We start from the raw sequence: 19,793 nt of genomic DNA, 5'->3' as shown, positions 1-19,793 counted from the left end.
GGGATTGCGCCAGCAGGCACAGGGCCGCCCGGAGGCGTCGTCCAACGTCTAGGTTACTAAACCTGGCCCTGGCCCGTTGCTGGCCCGGACGGGCGGGTGCCGAGGACGGCCAGGAGCGCCGCCGCCTTGATCCGGGTTTCCTCGATCTCCTCGCCGGCGTCGGACAGGGCCGTGATGCCGCCGCCGGTGCCGATGGACGCCCCGGTGGGGCCGAGCACGATGCTGCGGATGACCATGGCCAGGTCCACGGATCCGTCCCGCCCGAGGTAGCCGAAGGCGCCGGCATAGATGCCGCGCGGGCCGTCCTCGAGGGCGTCGAGGAGGGTCATCGCGCTGATCTTGGGTGCGCCCGTCATGGATCCGGCGGGGAAGCAGGAGGCCACGGCGTCCACGACGCTGACCCCGGGCGCGAGGCGCGCCTCGACGGTGCTGACCAGCTGGTGCACATGGGCGTAGCTCTCCACCGCCAGCAGGCTCGGCACGCTGACCGACCCGACCTCGGCGATCCGGCCGAGATCGTTGCGCATCAGGTCGACGATCATCAGGTTCTCGGCGCGTTCCTTGACGCTGGCCTCGAGCTCCGCCCGGAGCGCCCGGTCCTCCGCGGGCCGACTGGAGCGGGGCCGGGTGCCCTTGATCGGTTTGGTCGTGACCCGCCCGCCGGGGGTCACGGCGAGGAACTGTTCCGGCGAGGCGCTGAGCAGGGCGGTGTCGCCGAAGCGCAGGAGCCCGCCGTGGTGGCTGGGGCTGCCGGCGCGGAGCAGCAGGTAGGCCCGCACCGGGTCGGGGCGGACGTCGACCAGGATCTCATTGGTGAGGCAGAGCTGATAGGCGTCCCCCGCCCGGATCGAGGTCTGGCACCGGTGCACGAGTTCCGCGTAGCGGTCGTCGTCGTGCCGCCAGCGGGCCACCGCCCCGCCCGGGAGCGGTTCAGGGGCCACGGATGCCCCGGCAGGCAGGTCGGCGAGGGTGCGTGGCATCCGTTCCGCCCATGCCCGGGCGGCGCCGACTGGTTCGCCGGGGCACTGGCGGGCCACCGCCGTGACGGTGCCCGCAGCGTGATCGAACACGAGCATGCGGTGCACCTCGAGCAGGGCGGCGTCCGGATAGCGCGAATCGTGCGCCGGCGTGCCGACGGTCTGGGCACCGAGTTCGTAGCCGAGCCAGCCCACCCAGCCGAGCCGGAAGCCTGCGTCGTCGTCCTCGCCGGCACCGTCGTCGGCGCCATCGTCCTGCGCCGGGGCGAGGTCCTCCTGGAGGAACTCGAACACGGTGCTCGGCCGGATCTCCGCGGGCGTCGCCGTGCACCCGGCGGTGGCCACCGTCACGGTGGCATTCGGCACCGAGGCCGTCACGAAGCGGGATGCGGGCGAGGCGGCACCGAGATAGCTGTGTCCGGTGCGGGAGCTCTCCCCGCCATCCAGCCAGAATGCGTAGGGACTGTCGCGGTACAGGGCATGGAAAACGCTCGCCGGATCCCGCCACTCGGGCAGGGGAACGCGAAGAATCGACCCGGTCACGGTCTCAGCCTAGGTGCCCGGTTCCCGGCCGTCGTGCCAGGCCGGTCCGGGCCGGGTTCCGGGATCCGGCATCCGGCCTAGGCTGGGCCGGGTGAACGACATCCTCAGCTCGATCCTCGACACCGTCGCCAGTGTCGACCCGGTCGTGCGCACCCTGCTGGCCGGTCTCGGCATGGTGCTGGAGACATCCGTGCTGGTCGGACTCGTGGTTCCGGGCGATTCCATCGTGATCGTCGCGAGCACGGCGGTGGGGAACACGGTCGAGTTCGTGGGACTGGTCGTCACCGTGATCGTCGGCGCCCTGGTCGGCGAGAGCATCGGGTTCGCGCTGGGGCGGCACTTCGGCCCGTGGATCCGGTTGAGCCGGCTCGGACGCCGTCTGGGCGAGCGCAACTGGGCCCGGGCGGAGATCTACCTGGCCCGTCGCGGCGGGATCGCCGTGTTCCTGTCCCGGTTCCTGCCGGTGCTGCACTCCCTGATCCCGCTGACCGTGGGGATGAGCCCGATGCGCTACCGCACGTTCATGGCGTGGACCGTGCCGGCCTGTGTGCTGTGGTCGCTGGCCTACGTCTCGGTCGGGTGGGCCGCCGCCGACGGTTACCGGGAGCTCGCCGACCGGCTCCACTTCGCCGGATACCTCTTCGTGGCCGCGATCGCGGCCTTCGTGCTGCTCGTGCTCCTGATCAAGAAGTGGTTGAACCGTCGGGAGGCCCGGCACATGGAGCAGCCGGACGGGCCGGCGACCCTGCACGAGGAGTAACTGGACCGGTTCCGGGTGCCTGCTGTCGCGAGCGTCGCGTCTATCGCCGCGGGCGTGCCGGGCCGGGCACGGTGACGCGCGCGGTGATCAGCTCGTCGGGCACCGGGGTGTGCGAGATCAGCAGCACGGCGCGTCCGTCTTCGGCGGCCGTCTCCAGGATGTCGCGGACCAGCTGCTCGCCCTGGGCTTCGTCGACGTTCGCGGTCGGTTCGTCGACGATGAGCACCGGGAAATCCGCGAGCAGTGCGCGGGCCAGCGCGATCCGCTGGGCCTGGCCGCCCGAGACCAGGGCGCCCTGCTCCCCCACCCGAGCGTCGAGGCCGCCGCGCTGACGGGTCCAGGCGCCCAGGCCCACCCGGCCGAGAACGGCCAGAAGGTCGTCGTCGGTGGCGGTGTCGCGGGCGAAGAGCAGGTTCTGACGGATGCTGTCGTCGAAGAGCCAGGGGCGCTGCTCGCACAGTCCGACGCGCGCCCGCACCGCGTCCTGGGGCAGCGTGCGCGCCTCGACGCCGTCGAGCCGGTAGGAGCCCGTGTAGTCGAGGAAGCGCACCAGGACCAGGGTGAGGGTGCTCTTTCCGGCGCCGCTCGGGCCGAAGAGGTGCACCCGGTCGCCGGGCGCCAGGCGCAGGGTGACGTCGGTGAGCGCCGGGGCATCCGTGCCGGGCCAGCTCGCGCCCAGGCCGGCCAGTTCGAGGACCGGCCGCGCGCCCACGGTGACGCCGACGCCGGGTGGGGTGTCGAGCGGGGTGTCCAGCAGCGCATCGAGCGAGGCATCGAGCGGGATCTCCGGCGGGACCTCCGCCGGGACGGCCGAGGTCACCCGGCGGGCGCTGGAGCGCACCTGCCGCCACACGCCGAGCGCCAGGGGGATCAGGCCGAACACCTCGAAGACCGCCATCGGCACGAGGACGACGACGGCGAAGCCCGGCCCGGTCAGTGCGCCGGCCCCGGTGACCAGGCCCGCACCGTCGGGCCCGGAGTTGAGGAGCTCCGGGATGCCGACCCACAGGGCCCCGACGGTCGCGGCGCCCGCGAACAGGGACAGCACGGCGCCCTGCACGCCCACGCCCAGTGAGCAACGCAGGGAGGCCCGGCGCAACCGGTCGTCGGCCGCCGCCAGGGTGTCCAGCCGCCCGGGGAGGGCGCCGAAGGCGGTGAGCACGTCGAGGTTCTCGACGACCTCGAGCACCTCGCCCGCGAGGGCTCCACGCAGGGGGGCGAGTTCCCGCTCCGACCGGGCGGACAGGGCGCTGGAGGCAAGCGTCGCGACGACGCCGGCGAGGAGGAGGGCCAGGGCCAGCGTCAGGGCGGCCGCCGGGAGCACCAGCCAGACCCCGAACACGCTCAGGGCCGCGAGGATGCCGGCGGTCGCGAGCGGCTGCACGACCCGCAACGGCAGGTCCTGCAGGTCGTCGACGTCGCGGACGAGGCGGGTGAGCAGGTCCCCGCGGCCGGTGTTCGAGAGCCCGGCCGGGGCGAGGGGCACGAGCCGGGCGAACACGCCCAGGCGCAGGTCGGCGAGCTGGCGGAAGGCGGCGTCGTGGCTGGCCAGCCGTTGCAGGTACCGGAAGGCGGACCGGCCCAGGGCGAAGGCCCGCACGCCGACGACGGCCATCGAGAGGAACATGATCGGCGGCTGTTCGGCGGCGCGGGTGATCAGCCAGGCTGAGGAGGCCAGCAGGGCCACCGCGAAGATCGCGCTCGCCACGCCGGCGGCCAGGCCGGGGGCGAACCGGCGCGCGCGCGGCTGGGCGAGCCGGAGCACCGTCCGCACCGCCGACGGGTCCGCGTTCCCAGACCCACAGGTCTCCGGCGCGGGTTTTTCAGGCACGGTGTTTTCCGGCACGGTGTTTTCCGGCACTGTGTTTTCCGGCACGGTGTTTTCCGGCACGGTGTCTTCCGGCACGGTGTCTTCGGGCACGGTTTGCTCAGAAATGGGCCACCTCACTCAGCTGCACGATCTGGTCGGCGGCGGCGCGCAGGGCGGGGCGGTGGCTGACCACGATCACGATCCGCCCCTCGTCGGCCAGTCGGCGCAGCCCTGCGGCGAGTAGCGTCTCCGCCGCGGCGTCGAGGGCCGAACTGGGTTCGTCGAGCACCACGATGGAGCAGCCGTGGGTGCGGGCACGGTAGATCGCCCGCGCCGCGGCGACCCGCTGGGACTGCCCGCCGGACAGCCCCGCCCCGGCGACGCCGAGCAGCGTGTCCGGGGCCAGGTCGGCCGCCCCGGCCCAGGCCAGTGCGGTCGTCACCGCGGCCGGGTCGACGGATGCGTCGCCGAGGGCAAGATTGTCGGCGATCGTTCCCTGGAAGAGTCCGGGTCGCTGCCCGGCCCAGGCCAGCTGGGGCCGGCCGGTGCCCGGAGTCAGGGCGCGGTCGCCGAGGCTGATGCGGCCCTCGAACGGGACGAAACCCTGCAGGGCCGCCACCAGGGTGGATTTTCCGGCTCCGCTCGGGCCGACGACCACGGCCAGCTGCCCCGGGCGGAAGACGGCGCTGAAATCGGACACCGTGGCATCCGTGCCCCGCCGGATCGTGACCTGTTCGAACCGGAGCGGGCCGCCCGGCTTCGGCAGCACCGGGCTCGGCGACGGGACCGGGACGGACGCGGAGACCGGGGCCGGGACCGGCGCGGAGTCCGGCCGGCCCTCGTCGAGGAGGGCGAAGACCTCTTCGGAGGCCGCGAGCCCGTCGGCCGCGGCGTGGAACTGGGCGCCGACCTGGCGCACGGGCAGGAACGCCTCCGGGGCCAGCAGCAGCACGAAGAGCCCGACCCCGAGGGAGAGGCTGCCATCCACCAGACGCAGGCCGATCGACACGGCGACGAGGGCCACCGACAGGCTGGCCGCCAGTTCCAGCACGAAGCCGCTGAGGAAGGAGACCCGCAGCACCTTCATGGTGCGCGTGCGGTAGTCGTCGGTGATGGTGCGCACCCGCTCGAACTGGCGGGCCTGCCGGCCGTAGATCTTCAGTGTGCCGAGGCCCCCGACCAGGTCGAGGAACCCGGTGGACAGTCGGTGCAGGGAGTCCCATTGCTGACGCTGTACGGCCAGGGTGGCCTGGCCGATCAGAATCATGAAGACCGGGATGAACGGCAGCACCACGATCACGGTGATCCCGCTGGGCAGGTCCTGCCAGAGCATGACCAGGATCAGCAGGGGCGTGGCGATGCCGGCGAGCAGCAGCTGGGGCAGGTAACGGGCGAAGTAGTTGTCCAGCGCGTCAAGGCCCTGCGTCACCAGGGTGGCCACGCTCGCGCTCTGCCGGCCGGCCAGCCAGTCGGGGCCCCGTTCGGCGAGCCGGTCGAGCACCTGGCGCCGCAGCTGGCTCTTGACCGAGGCCGCCCCGCGGGTGGCGGCGACCTCGAGCAGCCAGACCAGCACCGCGCGCACGACGACGACGCCGGCGAGGGCGCCGATCGTGCCGGCCAGTTCGCTCCTCTGCGCGCCGGCCACCGCGAGCGTGATGCTCTGGCTGAGCAGCCAGGAGAACGCGATCACCGTGACGGTCTGCGCCAGCCCGAGCACGGCTCCGGCTGCCAGGAACCACCGGGCGGCGGTCGCGTAGCGGAGAAGCCGGGGATCGAGAGGGCGCATCCGTTTCAGTTTACGGCGGATTCAATGTGCGGCGGACTCAGCGAAGGGCGGACTCAGTGGACGGCGGAGTCTACCGCCGCCGTCACGGTCTTCCGGCTGACCCGCTTGCGCAGCACCCAGTAGGTCCAGCCCTGGTAGAGCAGGATGACCGGCATCGCGAACAGGGCCGTCCAGCTCATCACCTGGAGTGTGTACGGCGTCGACGAGGCGTTGTCGATGGTCAGGCTGTTGGCCGCGTCGTTGCTCGCCGGCATCACGTCGGGGAACAGGGAGGCGAAGAGCGTCAGCACGGCGAAGGCGATCGTCGCCGCCATCAGCGTGAACGCCCAGCCCTCCGACCCGCGCAGATTTGCGAGGAACGACGCGATCAGCGCGGCCGCCGCGACGCCCGCGAAGACGGCCGTCGCGACGCTGCCGAAGACCAGCGTGGTCCAGAGCAGGAAGGACGCGGCGACCAGGATCGTCACGAGGCCGGCCTTCACGGCCAGCTTCTGGGCCCGCTGACGGATGTCGCCCTCCGTCTTCAGGGAGATGAACACCACGCCGTGGGTGAAGAAGAGCAGGAGCGTGGTCAGCCCGCCGAGCAGGGCGTACGGGTTCAGCAGGTCGAAGAAGGTGCCGATGTAGTTGTGCCCGGCATCCAGCTGCACGCCCTGGACGACGTTGGCGAAGGCCACGCCCCAGAGCAGGGCGGGGACCGCGGACCCCACGACGATCATGAGGTCGAAGCGCGCCTTCCATACGGATTCGGGCCGCTGGTGGCGGTATTCGAACGACACGCCGCGCACGATCAGCGCGAGCAGGATCACGAGCAGGGCCAGGTAGAACCCGCTGAACATCGTCGCGTACCATTCCGGGAATGCCGCGAAGAGCGAGGCCCCGGCGACGATGACCCAGGTTTCGTTCAGGTCCCAGACCGGGCCGATGGTGTTGATGATGACGCGACGGTCGAGGTCGTCCTTGCCGAGGAAGGGCAGGGACATCCCGACGCCGAAGTCGAAGCCGTCGAGCACGAAGTAGCCGATGAACATCGCGGCGATGATCCAGAACCAGAGAATGTTGAGTTCCATCATGAGCTCCTAGTACACCGTGACCTGTGGCTTGACCTGGCCCGAAACCGGGTCGGGAACCGGCGCGGGGGCGGGTCCCTTCTTCACAGCCTGGAGGATCAGTTTGAATTCGACGACGGCGAGGATGCCGTAGATCAGTGTGAACGCGACCAGCGAGATCAGGATCTCGAGACCGCTGACATTGGGCGACACCCCGTCCTGGGTGCGCAGCAGCCCGAACACGAGCCAGGGCTGGCGGCCCATCTCGGTGAAGACCCAGCCGACGCTCATGGCGAGCAGCGAGAACGGGAAGCTCCAGATGGCGACCTTCCAGATCCACGCGGCCTTCGGGGTGCGCCCGTTGCGGGTCAGCCAGAGCCCGACGACGGCGACCAGGATGTGCGCGATGCCGAGACCGATCATCCAGCGGAACGCCCAGTAGGTGATCCAGATCGTGGGCGTGTAATCGCCCGGGCCGTACAGGGTCACGTACTGCGCCTGCAGGTTGTCGATGCCCTCGACGGTGCCGTCCAGGGTGTGCGTCGACAGGAATGACAGGAGGTAGGGGATGCGCACGGAGAACAGCTCGCTGACACCGTCCGGGGTGCCGAGGGTGAAGATGGAGAAGGAGGCGTTGGCCCCGGTCGCCGTCTTGTACATGGCCTCGGCGGCCGCCATCTTCATGGGCTGCGCCGCGGTCATCGCCAGGCTCAGCGAGTCGCCGAAGAAGGTCGTCAGCGCGCCGGAGATGACCATCATCCACATCCCGAATTTGAGAGCGGGACGCATGGTGTCCTCGTTCTGCTTGCGGGCCAGGTGCCAGGCGGCCACCGAGATGACGAGGCCGGATGACACCATGAAGCAGGCGAAGATCGTGTGCGGGAACGAGGCCAGGGCGATCGGATTCGTCAGCAACTCGCCGATATCCGTCAGCTCCGCTCGCCCGCGCGTCTCGTTGATGCGGAAGGCGATCGGGTTCTGCATGAACGCGTTCGCGGCCAGGATGAAGTAGGCGGAGGCGATGCTGCCGGCGACGGTCAGCCAGATCGTCGCCAGGTGAAGGCCGCGCGGCAGCTTGTCCCAGCCGAAGATCCACAGCCCGATGAAGGTGGCTTCAAGGAAGAACGCGGTGATCCCCTCGAACGCGAGCGGGGCGCCGAAGACGTCACCGACGAAGCGGGAGTAATCGGACCAGTTCATCCCGAACTGGAATTCCTGCACGATTCCGGTGACGACGCCCATGGCGAAGTTGATCAGGAAGATCTTGCCGAAGAAGTGGGTGAGCTGCAGGTACTTGGCCTTGTCCGTGCGCACCCAGGCGGACTGGAAGATCGCCACGGTCAGCGCGAGGCCGATCGTCAGCGGGACGAACAGGAAATGGTAGACGGTGGTCAGACCGAACTGCCATCTCGACAGGAGTAAGGGATCCAGCCACTCGTTCATGCGCCCTCCAGCGACTTCGGTTTCTACAATACGTAGAAGACATTACCCTTCTACCCGCCGTAGAACTGCGGTATTCATCCTTGTTACACTCCCCCTTATGGGGAATTTGGGCGTGCTCGAGAGACTGCTGATGGATGTGCTCTGGGACTCCGGGGAGTCCCTGCCCGCCACGGACCTGCGCGACCGGCTGCTCACCCCGGCGGCCGTGGCGGCCAGCAAGAAGCCCCTGGCCACCACGACGGTGCTGACCGTGCTGTCCCGGCTGGAAACGAAGGGCTTCGTGACCCGCGACCGGGACGCGCGCCCGCACCGGTACCGGGCGGTCACGACCCGGGCCGAACACACCGCCGAGTTGATGCACGAGGTGCTCGGGTCGGCTCCCGACCGCCAGGCGGCCCTGGCCCGGTTCATCGGCAACGTCAGCCCCGCGGAGGCCGAGGCGCTGCGGCACCTCCTCGGCACCATCAGGACGAACACCCCGGCGACGAACACCAGCAGCACGAGCACCAGCACCAGCACCACCCTCAGCCGCGAGTGAGTCGCGTGCAGCCGGGAGCCGCATGCTCGTCACCGCGATAGGACTGATGGTCGTGGCCGTCGCCCTCGCCGGCCCGATCCCGATCCTCCTGGCCGGTGCGCGCTGGCCGGCGCGCTCCCCCGTTCTCGCCCTGACGCTGTGGCAGTCCATCGCCCTGGCCGGCGGCCTGTCCATGATCGGCTCGCTCCTCGCCTTCGGGCTCCTCCCCTTCGGCAGCGACCTGCCGGGCGGCATCCGTTCGCTGGCCGGGCATCTCGGGGCCGGTACCCTTCCGGCCGGCACGACGCTCACGTCGGTGCTGATGCTGTGCGGGGCCCTGATCCTCGGCGGTCACCTGCTGCTGAACCTCGCGGCGACCTTCTTTCGCGCGGAACGGCAGCACCGGCGGCACCATCATCTGATCGGTCTGCTCAGCCATCCGGTGCCGGACAGACCGGGGATGCACGTCATCGACCATGACGCGCCCGTGGCCTACTGCCTGCCCGGCGCGGCCCGGTCGGCGACCGTCCTGTCGATGGGCCTGCTCCGGCTGCTCGACGAGGACCAGTTGCGCGGGGTGATCGAGCATGAGCGCGCCCACCTGTTGCAGCAGCACCATCTCGTGCTGCTCGCGTTCAAGTCCTGGCACAGCTCCCTGCCGTGGTTTCCCATCGCCAATCGCGCCGAGAACGCGGTCGCCCTGCTGGTGGAGATGCTCGCCGACGACCGGGCCAGGCGCGTGGTGCCCGACCGCACGCTGGCGACCGCCATCGCGCTGGTCGGGTCGGCGCACCAGGTGGACCCGCTGGGCGGGGACGTCGTCCCGGGCGGCGGCCCCGACCATCCGTTCGACCTCGTCACCCCGCGGGTGCGCCGGCTGCTCACGCCTCCGCCGGCCCTGCCGCTCCCCGTCGTCGTGGCCGCAGTGACGTGTTCGGCGTCGCTCCTGGTGCTGCCGACGCTCCTCCTCTTCGCTGCCTGAGCGTCGCTGCCTGAGCGTCGCTGCCTGAGCGTCGCTGCCTGACCGCCGCGCGAACCAATTCGACGGAGATTCTCGGCTTCCGGACCGTTTTGGGCCGAAAACCGGCCCGTGGGCGCAGAATCTCCGTCGAATTGGTGAGGGATGCCTAGAAGAGGTTCGCCTGCTTGAGCCAGGCGGCCGCGATCTTCTCGGCCGAGAGCTGGTCGTTCACGCTCTCGGAGTTGAGGCTGACCAGGTCTTCGGCGCTCAGGGCGGCACTGACCTTGTTCAGCACCGCGGCGGCCCTGTCGTCGACCTTCTTGGACACGACGGGCACGACGTTGTCCGGGAAGAACAGCCCGTCGGGGTCTTGCAGGGCCACGAGGTTGTCCGACTTGATGTTGGGGCTGGCCGTGTAGATGTTAGCCAGCTGGATGTCGTTGTCGACCAGGGCCTTGACGGTGAGCGGGCCGCCGCCATCCTCGACCGGCTTGAACCCGGCGGTCTCGATGCCGTACTTCTCCTTGAGCGCCGTCGGCCCGTAGGGCCGGGTCTCCAGCTCGGAGTTGCCGCCCACCGTGATCGGCTCGGTCACGTTCTTGAGCGACGCGATGTCCGTCAGCTTGTACTTGTCGGCGAAGGCCTGCGTCACGGTCCAGGAGTTCTGGTCCGTCGCGGCCGCCATGTCCAGCACGCTCAGGCCCTTCGGTAGCGCATCCTGCAGTTCGGCGTAGGTCTCGGCGGCGGTGCCGCCGGCGGCCTTCGAGTCGAGAGCCTGCAGCAGGCTTCCGGTGTATTCGGGGAAGACGTCGATGGCCCCGCCCTTGATCTCGGGCAGGTAGACCTCGCGCTGGCCGATTTTGAACTGGCGGTCGACCGTCACGCCGTTCGCCTCGAGCGCCTGGGCATAGATTTCGGCGACGATTTCGTTGGAGTAGTAGTCCTGGGAACCGACGACCAGGGTCCCGGAATCACCGGAGCCGGAACTTCCGGAGTCCAGCGGGTCACCGGACGCACACCCTGCAAGGGCTACGACGGCCCCAACCGCGACCGCGGCGACTGCCGCGAGCCGGCCTTTATTCACTGTGAACATTAGTGGTTTCCTTCCGTGATGGCGGGTTCCATCCCCGGGCTGGGTCTGGCTGACCTGGCCCGGTCGACTGGGAGGCGTCCGGACGCAACACCTCTAGGGACGACAAGTCTCTGCACAACGGTGAATATTCCCTCGAGCGCGAAAGCGAGCAGGATGACGAGGATGGATCCGCCGAGCATCTCCCCATAGTCTCTCGTCTTGAGGCCGGCGAACAGGAACCGGCCGAGTCCGAAATCCGCCACATACGCGGCCAGGGTCGCTGTGGCGACGACCTGGAGGGTGGCGGACCGCAACCCGGCGATCAGCAGCGGCAGGCCCAGCGGGATCTCGACCGTGCGCACGATCTGGGCCTCGGACATGCCCACGGACCGCGCGGAGTCGATGACGGCCCGGTCGATCGCTTCGAAGCCCGTGTAGGCGCCCGCGAGGATCGGCGGGATCGCCAGCACGGTGAGCGCCACGTACGGGGCGCCGAGCCCGATCCCGATCCAGAGCGCCACCAGGGTGAGCAGCCCGAGGGTCGGGATGGCCCTGAGCCCGCCGGACGTGGCCACGGCCAGGCCGCGGCCACGGCCGGTGTGGCCGATGACGAACCCGCACGGGATGGCGATGGCGGAGGCCATCAGCAGCGCCACGACGGTGAAGCCGAGGTGCTCGACCAGGCGCACGGAGATGCCGCCCGGCCCGGTGTAGTTGGCCGGGTCGAGGATCCAGTTCAGTGCGTCGACAAAGAGGTTCATGTGGTGACCTCGACGATCCGGGCCTCGCGCGCGGCGGCCCCGTTCGAGCCGGCCGGGCGCGTCCACGGCAGGGCGACCCGGCCGAGAACGACGAGCGCCCCGTCGAGCAGGAGCGCGACCAGCACGGTCGCCACAATGCCGGCGATGATTTCGGCCTCGATGCCGCGCTGGAAGCCATCCGTGAAGAGACTGCCGAGGCTCTGGGCGCCGATCACAGCCCCCACCGTGGCGAGGCTGACCGTGCTGACCGCCACGACCCGGAGGCCGGCGAGGAGAACGGGGCCGGAGAGCGGCAGTTCCACCTGCCAGAAGATGCTCCAGCCGGAGTAGCCGAGCGCGACGGCCGACTGGCGCACGTCCGCGTCCACGGATGCCAGGCCGTCGGCCACCACGCGCACCATCAGCGCCACGCCGTAGAGGGTCAGGGCGATGACCAGGTTCAGGGGCGATCGGAGGCTGGTGCCCACGATGGCCGGGAGCACGAAGAAGAGCGGCAGGGACGGGATGGCGTAGAGTAGCCCGCTGACGGTCAGGATGACGCCCCGGCTGAGCCGGTACCGGTTCGCGAGCCAGCCGAGCGGCAGCGCGATCAGGAAGCTGAAGACGATCGGCGGCACGCTGAGGACGAGGTGATCGAGGGTGCGATCCCAGATGAGGTCCAGATTCGACCAGATCCAGGTCACTGCGGCTCCCCACCCTGCGCCGGAGCACCCGGCCCCGGGAACGGGCCGGCCTTTGTCTCGTGGGGCCGGCCGCCGGGCACTAGTACTCCGGCCAGACGCCCCTCGCTGTCAACGAGGACGTCACCGTCGCCCCGGCGCTCCAGATGCAGGGCGCGCTTGCCGCGGTCGGCTCCGACGAAGCTGGCCACGAAATCGTCGGCCGGGTTGGCCAGGATCTCGGCCGGCGAGCCAATCTGCGCGATCCGGCCGCCCTCGCGCAGGATCACGACCTGGTCGCCCAGGAGAAACGCCTCCTCGATGTCGTGCGTGACGAAAACGACGGTCTTTCCGAGCTCGCTCTGCAGCCGGATCAGTTCCTGCTGCAGCTCCGCCCGAACGATCGGGTCGACGGCCCCGAAAGGCTCGTCCATCAGCAGGATGTTGGGGTTGACCGCGAGTCCACGGGCGACGCCCACCCTCTGCTGCTGTCCGCCGGACAGCTGGCTCGGGTACCGGTCCGCGAGGGAGCGGTCCAGGCCGACGGTGTCGAGCAGGGCCAGGGCGTCCTGCCTGGCATTCTTCTTCGGCGTCCCGCGCAGGAGGGGCACGGTGGCCACATTGTCGATCACGGTGCGGTGCGGCAGCAGGCCGGAATTCTGCATCACATAGCCGATGCGGCGGCGGAGCTGCACGGGCTCGAGGGTGTGGATGCCGACGCCGTCGATCTCGATCGCGCCGGACGACGGGTCGACCATCCGGTTGATCATGCGCAACAGGGTGGTCTTGCCGGAACCCGACGACCCGACCAGCACCGTCGTCTGGTGTGACGGGAGGGTCAGGCTGAAGTCCTCAACGGCCAGGGTGCCGTCCGGGAACTGTTTGCTCACCGAGCGGAACTCGATCATGGAAGTCGCTTTCTAGGCGGTGCCCGGCCCGTAGTAGCCGAGGAGGTAATCCTGCATGACACGTCGGCATTCCGCGATGAAACGCTCGTCGCCCTGGGGGTTCGCCCGGAACGCGCGGGACAGGATCGAATCGGCCATCTCGACCGCAACTTCGAGGCGGAAAGTCAGCTCGGCGCCGCCAGCGAGGCCGAACTCCTCCGCGAGGACCACGGCCAGCTGCCGGGCGAAGAATCCGGAGTCGAGATCGGCGGTGATCGGGGACAGTTCACGGTCCGAGAAGTGCATGATGCGAAAACCCGGCTCGGAACGATACAGGTCGACGAAGGCCGTGATGGAGCAGTCGACGGCGTCCCACCAGGTCTGCGGGGAGCTCTGCTTGAGCTCATCCGCCACCCGCTGCCGGTACCGCTGCACCGCTCGCTCCCGCAGCGCCTGCAGCACGGCCACCCGGTCGGGGTAGTAGCGGTACACGGTACCGATCGACGCCCCGGCGCGCTCGGCCACCATCGCCGTGGTGATGCGGTCGAAGCCCACCTCGTCGACGACGACGGCAGCGGCGTCGAGCAGGCCGGACAGGCGTGCCGTGCTGCGCTGCTGAATTGGCTCGGTCCGAACCGTCTGGCCCGGTACGAAAGGATCCCCACCGAAAAGGTCACTGAGTGACACTTGTCCTCCTTGAAAGATAAGTCATCAGCCTACGGTGCAAAACACGCTCCGGATGCCAGGAACGGCGCGCCCCGCCGGTGAATGTGAGAAACCCGCGTTTTTTCCACGGATGCCGCCGCGCGCTGCCGATGCGGTTTCCGCCGCGGGCGCGGGTTTGACCGCGGCCGGCGCGTGCGAGACTAGGGACTGTGTCGACGTCTCCTCGAATCCTGCCCACGGGCGCACCCGCGAAGATGATGCATCGCGCGGCCCGCGTCGAGGATTGGCTGCATTTCAAGCGGGAACGCTCGGCCCGCAAACGCGGCTACCTGCCGACCGTCATCCCCTATGCCGGCTACGGCTCGACCGAGTGGGTGCGCATCCTCTGCCGCGTGCTCCTGGCCAAGCCGGAAAAGCCGGAGAAGCCGGCCAGAACGGTTCACCATCGTTGGCGGGCCGAGCGGCGGGACGCGGGCATTCGTGGCTGGCGCAGTTTCACCAGCGTGCCGGTCAACGACGTGACCGTGACCATCGAGATCAACGGCAGCACCCATCGCGTGCGCGCCGACCGCGGCGGCGTGGTCGACACGGTCGTCCAGGTGAAGCTCACGCCCGGCTGGCACGTGGCCCAGCTGCACACGGATGACGCGTTCCAGCCGGTCGACGCCCCCATCTTCATCGTTGCGCCCTCCGTGAGCCACGGCATCATCTCCGATATCGACGACACGGTCATGGTCACCACCCTCCCCCGGCCGATGCTCGCCGCCTGGAACACCTTCGTGCTCGACGAGCATGCCCGCGTTCCGACCCCGGGCATGGCGGTTCTGCTGGACCGGCTGGCCGCCACCGCGGAGGGCGCCCCGATGATCTACCTCTCGACCGGCGCCTGGAACGTCGCTCCGACGCTGACCCGATTCCTGTCTCGCAACCTGTACCCCTCCGGGGCGCTCCTCCTCACCGACTGGGGCCCGACCCACGACCGCTGGTTCCGCAGCGGTCAGGATCACAAGCGGGCGAATCTGCGGCGCCTGGCCCAGGAGTTCCCGGAGATCCGCTGGATTCTGATCGGCGACGACGGCCAGCACGATGAGGCCATCTACGGCGAGTTCCAGCGGGACTTCCCCGGCAGCGTGGAGACGGTCGCGATCCGCCAGCTGTCGCCGGGTGAGGCCGTACTGGCCGGACGCCCGGCCAAGGCTGCCAAAGTCGTCACAGACACCGTGGAGGAGCCGCACGACCCGCGCTGGGTCTACGGCCCGGACGGCGCGAGCCTGGCTCGCCAGCTCGCGGAGCGCGGCCTGCTCTAGCCGGTCCCGCCCGTGGACCCTGGATGGCCTCGGAACGGACGTCAGGCCGCCAGGATACGATCCAGCCCCCGGTTGATCTGGCGCGCCCAGAGCGGCCCGCGGTAGAGGAAACCGGTGTACCCCTGCACGAGGGTGGCCCCGGCAGCGAGCCGTTCGGCGACCTGTTCGGCCGTTTCCACGCCCCCGACGGAGATCACGCAGAGGCTGGCCGGCACCGACGCCCGGATCAGGCGGAGCACGGCCAGGGACCGGGCGTGCAGCGGCGCGCCGGAGAGGCCGCCGGCGCCGGCGGCCAGGACGACGGCCGCATCCGTTTTCAGCCCGTCCCGGGACAGCGTGGTGTTGGTGGCGATGATGCCGTCGAGGCCGAGCGACACGGACAGTTCGGCGATGCGGGTGACCTCGTCGTCGCTGAGGTCGGGGGCGATCTTGACCAGCAGCGGGGTGGCACCGGCCTCGGCTTTGACCGCGCGCAGCAGCGGGGCGAGCTGGTCGAGTTCCTGCAGACCGCGCAGGCCGGGAGTGTTGGGCGAACTGACGTTGACCACGAGGTAGTCGGCCAGGGGCGCCAGCAGGGCGGCACTGGCCAGGTAGTCGGCCGTGGCGTCCTCCACCGGCGTGACCCGGCTCTTGCCGATGTTGATGCCGAGGACCGGGCGTCCACGCACGGCGCGCACCCGGGACAGGCGTACGCGGGCCGCGCGGGCGCCGTCGTTGTTGAACCCCATCCGGTTGATCACCGCACGGTCGGGGATCAGGCGGAACAGTCGCGGCGTCGGGTTTCCGGGCTGCGGGACGGCCGTGATCGTGCCGACCTCCACATGGCCGAAGCCGAGCTGACCGAGCCCGATGACGGCCTTTCCGTCTTTGTCGAATCCGGCGGCGAGGCCGAACGGCGACGCGAAATGCAGCCCGAGGGTGTCGACGCCGAGGTCCGTCCGGGGCCGGGTGAAGCGGTGCACGAGGCGGCCGAAGCCCAGCGCGGGCACGGCCCGGATCACCGAGAAGGCCAGGTGGTGCGCGCGTTCGGGGTCGAGCCGGGCAAAGAAGAGCGAGAAGACGAGCGGGTACACGGGACCTCTAAGGTTCGGTTCTGCGGTTCGGTTCTAGGGCTCGGTCGGGCCGGCAGCGGCCGCCGGGGCTGCGGCGGTGACGCCGTGCTCGATGCGGAGCTGGGAGATGGCGGCCTCGAAATCCTCGAGCGAGTCGAAGGCCTGGTAGACGCTGGCGAAGCGCAGGTAGGCCACCTCGTCGAGTTCGCGCAGCGGGAGCAGGATCGCCAGGCCGACGTCGTTCGCGTCGACCTGCGACGAGCCCGTCTGACGGATGGTCTCCTCGACCCGCTGGGCCAGCATGGCCAGGTCGGAATCGGTCACCGGGCGGCCCTGGCAGGCCTTGCGCACGCCGGCGACGATCTTGTCCCGGCTGAACGGTTCGACCACCCCGCTGCGCTTGACGATGTTCAGGCTGGCCGTCTCGGTGGTGCTGAACCGGCGGCCGCACTCCGGGCACTGCCGGCGCCTGCGGATCGAGAGTCCGTCGTCGCTCGTGCGCGAGTCGATGACTCGGGAGTCGGGGTGGCGACAGAACGGGCAGAACATTGTGCTGCCAGCCTACTCGGTGCCGAATTGCGCGGTGGCGAAACGCGCGGTGACGGCGTCCCCGTGGGCCGGCAGTGCCTCGGCGGCGGACAGGGCCGCGATGTGCCCGGCGACCTCACGCAGGGCCTCCCGGGTGTACGTGACCACCTGCTGCGGGCGGAGGAAGGTGTAGGCGCCGAGCCCGGAGGAGAACCGGGCCTGCCCGCCCGTGGGCAGCACGTGGTTCGAGCCGGCCGCGTAGTCGCCGAGGCTGACCGGGGAGTGCGGGCCGAGGAAGATGGCGCCGGCGTTCTCGATCAGGGCGAGGACGGCTTCCGGGTCCCGGGTCTGGATCTCGAGGTGTTCCGGTCCGAAGGCGTTGCTGAACGCGGCCGCCGCGGCCACGTCGTCCACGAGCACGATCCCGGACTGCCGCCCGTTCAGCGACGCGGTGACGCGGGCACTGTGGGTGGTGGTCTCCATCAGCCCGACGAGGTGCTCGGCGACGGCGTCCGCGAGCACGGCCGAGTCGGTGACGAGCATGGCTGCGGCCAGTTCGTCGTGCTCGGCCTGGCTGACCAGGTCTGCCGCGACGAGTCGCGGGTCGGCGGAGGCATCCGCAATGACGAGGATGTCGGTGGGGCCGGCCTCGGAATCGATGCCGGTCACCCCGCGGACGAGGCGCTTCGCGGCGGCCACGTACACGTTGCCGGGTCCGGTGACGAGCTGCACCGGGTCGAGCCCGAGGCCGGGAACGCCGTAGGCGAATGCGCCGATGGCGCCGGCTCCGCCCATGGCGTAGATCTCGTCGATGCCGAGCAAACCGGCGACCGCGAGGATGGTGGGGTGCACGCGGCCGTCGAAGTGGCTCTGCGGCGGTGAGGCCAGCGCGATCGAGGACACGCCGGCGATCTGGGCGGGCACCACGTTCATCACGACGCTGGACGGGTAGACGGCCTTGCCGCCCGGCACATACAGGCCGACCCGGTTGACCGGCTGCCAGCGCTGCACGATGGTGGCGCCGTCGGCAATGGTGGTGGTCACGGTCGGCGGGACCTGGGCCGCGCTGGCGATGCGCACCCGGCGGATGGTCTCCTCGATGGCCGTGCGCACGGCGGGCTCCAGCCCGGCCAGCGCCTCGGCGACGTGGGAGGCGGGGACCCGCACGTGGGCCGGTCGCACCCGGTCGAGACGTTCCGCCTGGCCGAGGAGGGCATCCTCGCCCCTGGCCCGTACATCGTCGATCAGTTCGGCTGCGATATCGCTTGCCGCGGTCACGTCGGTGAGCGCGCGCGGGACGGCCGCAAGCAATTCCGCCGGAGTGGGCCGGGTCCCTCTGAGGTCAATAGTCTGGATCATCGCCTTCCAGCCTAGCGATCAACTCCCGCCCACCGGGAATAGTCTGAACGCCGAGGAGATTGAGTCACTGAGATGAACGACACCAAAACGCCCCAGAACGCCGCCGCACCAGCCGCCGTGCCAGCCGCCGTTCCCCTGGCCGAGGACCCCAATGCGCCGCTGGACCTGGCCGCGTTCAAGCACGCCTTCCGGCGTCACGCCGCCGGCGTCGCCGTGGTCACCGCGTTGCGGCCCGACGGCACCCCGGTGGGGTTCACGGCCACATCACTGGCCTCCCTCTCGTCGGTCCCGCCCCTGGCCACCTTCAACATGGCCCGGTCGGCCAGCACCTGGCCTGCGATCGCCGAGAGCGACCGGGTCGTCATCCACATTCTCGGGGCGCGCAACCGCGGCGTCGCCGAGGTGATGTCCGGTCCGGCCGACAAACGCTTCGACGGCGACCACTGGCAACCCGGACCGCACGGCCTGCCCGTGCTGAAGGACGTCACCTCATGGATGGTGGGCCGGATCATCGAGCGCGTCCTGGTGCACAACAGCGCCGTGGTGGTCGTGAAGATCGAGTCCGGCGGCATGGGCGAGAACGACCAGGCCCTGCTCTATCACGAGCGCACCTACCGCGTGCCGGGGGCCGATGTCCAGCCCCGACGGGTCTAGCCCCGACTGGTCTTACTCGACCCGGCCTGGGCCTTCGCGTCCCTCAGGCGGCGGCGTTCGGCCTCGGCCACGGCGGCCACCTCGGGCGTGGGCGCGGTGCCCCCGAGGTGCCGCGGCTGCCACCATTGCCCCGCACCGTCGACCGGGTAGGCGGCCTGCAGTCCGTCGACGAGACCCTGGAGGGTGCCGTGGAGCGCCTGCGTCAACGATTGGGCGTCCTCCCCCGCAGCCGCCGATAATTCGGCGACCGTGAACGCCTCACCGACGGCGAAGCTGACCGGAACGCCGGATGCCTCGCGCAGCGATGGCTTGTGATTCTTGGTGAGCAGGCGGTGGCCGCCCCAGACGGCGATCGGGATGATCGGGACTCCGGCCTCGGCGGCCATCCGGACGGCGCCGCTCTTGAGTTCCCGCACGGTGAAGGACGCGTTCACGCCGCCCTCCGGAAACACTCCGAGCAGTTCTCCCTCCTTCAGCGCCTTCACGGCCTGGCCGTAGGCTTCCGCGCCCGCCTTCATATCGACCGAGATGTGCCGCATTCCGCGTAGCAGCACCCCGACGAGCTTCTGGTCGAACGCGCCCTTTTTGGCCATGAAACGGATGTGACGCCGGTTCTTGTGCCACAGCATCCACTCGACCAGGGCGAAGTCCATGTAGCCGAAGTGGGTGATCGCCAGCACGGCTCCCCCGGTGTCCGGCAGGTTCTTCAGGCCCGTGACGGACGGCTTCAGGCGCAGCAGGCCGAAAACGGCCCGGCCGGCCGTGATCGCCGTCGTGTACAGGGGTTCACTCTCGCGCCGTGTCATGATCCAAGGCTACTGGTCGTCGCGGGTGATGTTCTTATGTTCGATGGCGTCGGCCATCTGGATTCGCGATTTCGTGGTCTTGCGCCACTTCCGCGGTCCGCTCTCCAGCCAGGGTGGTGCCATCACCTCGGGCGAGCCCCGGACCATCCGGATCTGCCACCCGGTGCTGTCGAGCATCCGGTGATCGAACCAGCCC

18 protein-coding genes and 2 pseudogenes are annotated in these 19,793 nt (G+C 70.0%); 5 read left to right on the top strand and 15 right to left on the bottom strand.

Annotated elements, in window-relative coordinates:
• Nucleotides 1–56 precede the first annotated feature (56 nt).
• Nucleotides 57–1,520, bottom strand: a complete 1,464-nt coding sequence (locus E3O49_RS10180; RefSeq protein WP_134365851.1) for an anthranilate synthase component I family protein — start codon at nucleotides 1,518–1,520, stop codon at nucleotides 57–59.
• Between the two features lie 91 nt (nucleotides 1,521–1,611).
• Here E3O49_RS10180 and E3O49_RS10175 point away from each other — a divergent pair, with 91 nt between their 5' ends.
• Nucleotides 1,612–2,280: a DedA family protein gene (locus E3O49_RS10175; RefSeq protein ID WP_134365852.1), complete on the top strand. Its 669-nt coding sequence runs from the start codon at nucleotides 1,612–1,614 to the stop codon at nucleotides 2,278–2,280.
• A gap of 40 nt (nucleotides 2,281–2,320) precedes the next feature.
• On the opposite strand, the gene cydC is transcribed toward E3O49_RS10175, so the two are convergent.
• The 4 genes from cydC to E3O49_RS10155 all read right to left on the bottom strand — a co-directional run bounded on the left by cydC (nucleotide 2,321) and on the right by E3O49_RS10155 (nucleotide 8,368).
• The gene (gene cydC, locus E3O49_RS10170) at nucleotides 2,321–4,111 is read right to left on the bottom strand and encodes a thiol reductant ABC exporter subunit CydC (RefSeq protein ID WP_134451451.1); all 1,791 of its coding nucleotides are present in this window, start codon (nucleotides 4,109–4,111) and stop codon (nucleotides 2,321–2,323) included.
• A 97-nt stretch (nucleotides 4,112–4,208) separates the two neighbouring features.
• Nucleotides 4,209–5,876, bottom strand: coding sequence for a thiol reductant ABC exporter subunit CydD (cydD, locus tag E3O49_RS10165; protein WP_134411229.1), 1,668 nt, complete (start codon nucleotides 5,874–5,876; stop codon nucleotides 4,209–4,211).
• Between the two features lie 53 nt (nucleotides 5,877–5,929).
• Nucleotides 5,930–6,946, bottom strand: a complete 1,017-nt coding sequence (cydB, locus tag E3O49_RS10160) for a cytochrome d ubiquinol oxidase subunit II (RefSeq protein ID WP_134365855.1) — start codon at nucleotides 6,944–6,946, stop codon at nucleotides 5,930–5,932.
• 9 nt (nucleotides 6,947–6,955) lie between these two features.
• On the bottom strand, nucleotides 6,956–8,368 hold the full coding sequence (locus E3O49_RS10155) for a cytochrome ubiquinol oxidase subunit I (RefSeq protein WP_134365856.1): 1,413 nt from the start codon (nucleotides 8,366–8,368) through the stop codon (nucleotides 6,956–6,958).
• 97 nt (nucleotides 8,369–8,465) lie between these two features.
• On the opposite strand from E3O49_RS10155, the pseudogene E3O49_RS10150 reads away from it, so the two are divergent.
• Together E3O49_RS10150 and E3O49_RS10145 are read left to right on the top strand one after the other, a co-directional pair.
• Nucleotides 8,466–8,828, top strand: a pseudogene (locus tag E3O49_RS10150) (BlaI/MecI/CopY family transcriptional regulator); the annotation flags it as partial.
• 100 nt (nucleotides 8,829–8,928) lie between these two features.
• Complete coding sequence (locus E3O49_RS10145) at nucleotides 8,929–9,867, top strand: M56 family metallopeptidase (protein WP_134451447.1); 939 nt, start codon at nucleotides 8,929–8,931, stop codon at nucleotides 9,865–9,867.
• A gap of 145 nt (nucleotides 9,868–10,012) precedes the next feature.
• Here E3O49_RS10145 and E3O49_RS10140 read toward each other — a convergent pair whose 3' ends face one another.
• The 5 genes from E3O49_RS10140 to E3O49_RS10120 are packed head-to-tail and all read right to left on the bottom strand — an operon-like array spanning nucleotide 10,013 to nucleotide 13,912.
• Nucleotides 10,013–10,939 (bottom strand): ABC transporter substrate-binding protein, encoded by a 927-nt coding sequence (locus E3O49_RS10140; RefSeq protein ID WP_134402643.1) that lies wholly within the window; start codon nucleotides 10,937–10,939, stop codon nucleotides 10,013–10,015.
• The gene (locus E3O49_RS10135; protein WP_134365860.1) at nucleotides 10,939–11,679 is read right to left on the bottom strand and encodes an ABC transporter permease; all 741 of its coding nucleotides are present in this window, start codon (nucleotides 11,677–11,679) and stop codon (nucleotides 10,939–10,941) included. Before E3O49_RS10135 ends, E3O49_RS10140 begins: the two co-directional genes overlap by 1 nt.
• A complete protein-coding gene (locus tag E3O49_RS10130) occupies nucleotides 11,676–12,362 on the bottom strand; it encodes an ABC transporter permease (RefSeq protein WP_134365861.1) in 687 nt (228 codons plus the stop codon). The genes E3O49_RS10135 and E3O49_RS10130 overlap by 4 nt, the downstream gene beginning before the upstream one ends.
• The gene (locus tag E3O49_RS10125) at nucleotides 12,359–13,246 is read right to left on the bottom strand and encodes an ABC transporter ATP-binding protein (protein ID WP_134365862.1); all 888 of its coding nucleotides are present in this window, start codon (nucleotides 13,244–13,246) and stop codon (nucleotides 12,359–12,361) included. The genes E3O49_RS10130 and E3O49_RS10125 overlap by 4 nt, the downstream gene beginning before the upstream one ends.
• A gap of 12 nt (nucleotides 13,247–13,258) precedes the next feature.
• A complete protein-coding gene (locus E3O49_RS10120) occupies nucleotides 13,259–13,912 on the bottom strand; it encodes a TetR/AcrR family transcriptional regulator (RefSeq protein ID WP_134365863.1) in 654 nt (217 codons plus the stop codon).
• Between the two features lie 233 nt (nucleotides 13,913–14,145).
• Here E3O49_RS10120 and E3O49_RS10115 point away from each other — a divergent pair, with 233 nt between their 5' ends.
• Nucleotides 14,146–15,198: an App1 family protein gene (locus E3O49_RS10115; RefSeq protein WP_134451541.1), complete on the top strand. Its 1,053-nt coding sequence runs from the start codon at nucleotides 14,146–14,148 to the stop codon at nucleotides 15,196–15,198.
• 41 nt (nucleotides 15,199–15,239) lie between these two features.
• Here E3O49_RS10115 and E3O49_RS10110 read toward each other — a convergent pair whose 3' ends face one another.
• The 3 genes from E3O49_RS10110 to hisD are packed head-to-tail and all read right to left on the bottom strand — an operon-like array spanning nucleotide 15,240 to nucleotide 18,137.
• Nucleotides 15,240–16,271, bottom strand: a complete 1,032-nt coding sequence (locus E3O49_RS10110) for a quinone-dependent dihydroorotate dehydrogenase (protein ID WP_134365864.1) — start codon at nucleotides 16,269–16,271, stop codon at nucleotides 15,240–15,242.
• Nucleotides 16,272–16,304: 33 nt separating this feature from the next.
• Complete coding sequence (gene nrdR, locus E3O49_RS10105; protein WP_134365865.1) at nucleotides 16,305–16,799, bottom strand: transcriptional regulator NrdR; 495 nt, start codon at nucleotides 16,797–16,799, stop codon at nucleotides 16,305–16,307.
• Between the two features lie 12 nt (nucleotides 16,800–16,811).
• Nucleotides 16,812–18,137, bottom strand: coding sequence for a histidinol dehydrogenase (gene hisD, locus E3O49_RS10100; RefSeq protein WP_134402644.1), 1,326 nt, complete (start codon nucleotides 18,135–18,137; stop codon nucleotides 16,812–16,814).
• Nucleotides 18,138–18,209: 72 nt separating this feature from the next.
• On the opposite strand from hisD, the gene E3O49_RS10095 reads away from it, so the two are divergent.
• Nucleotides 18,210–18,791 (top strand): flavin reductase family protein, encoded by a 582-nt coding sequence (locus E3O49_RS10095; protein ID WP_134365867.1) that lies wholly within the window; start codon nucleotides 18,210–18,212, stop codon nucleotides 18,789–18,791.
• Here the strand turns inward: E3O49_RS10095 and E3O49_RS10090 are convergent.
• Both E3O49_RS10090 and E3O49_RS16570 read right to left on the bottom strand, forming a co-directional pair.
• Nucleotides 18,788–19,597 carry a lysophospholipid acyltransferase family protein gene (locus E3O49_RS10090; protein ID WP_134365868.1) on the bottom strand — a complete coding sequence of 270 codons (810 nt, stop codon included), beginning with the start codon at nucleotides 19,595–19,597 and terminating at the stop codon, nucleotides 18,788–18,790. The two genes, E3O49_RS10095 and E3O49_RS10090, sit on opposite strands and share 4 nt — an antisense overlap.
• Nucleotides 19,598–19,606: 9 nt before the next feature.
• A pseudogene (locus tag E3O49_RS16570) lies at nucleotides 19,607–19,793 on the bottom strand (hypothetical protein); the annotation flags it as partial.

This window comes from Cryobacterium shii, assembly GCF_004402595.1.
Taxonomy (GTDB): domain Bacteria; phylum Actinomycetota; class Actinomycetes; order Actinomycetales; family Microbacteriaceae; genus Cryobacterium; species Cryobacterium shii.
Note: the sequence above shows the minus strand (reverse complement) of the source record. Positions and strands in the feature narration are given on the sequence as shown.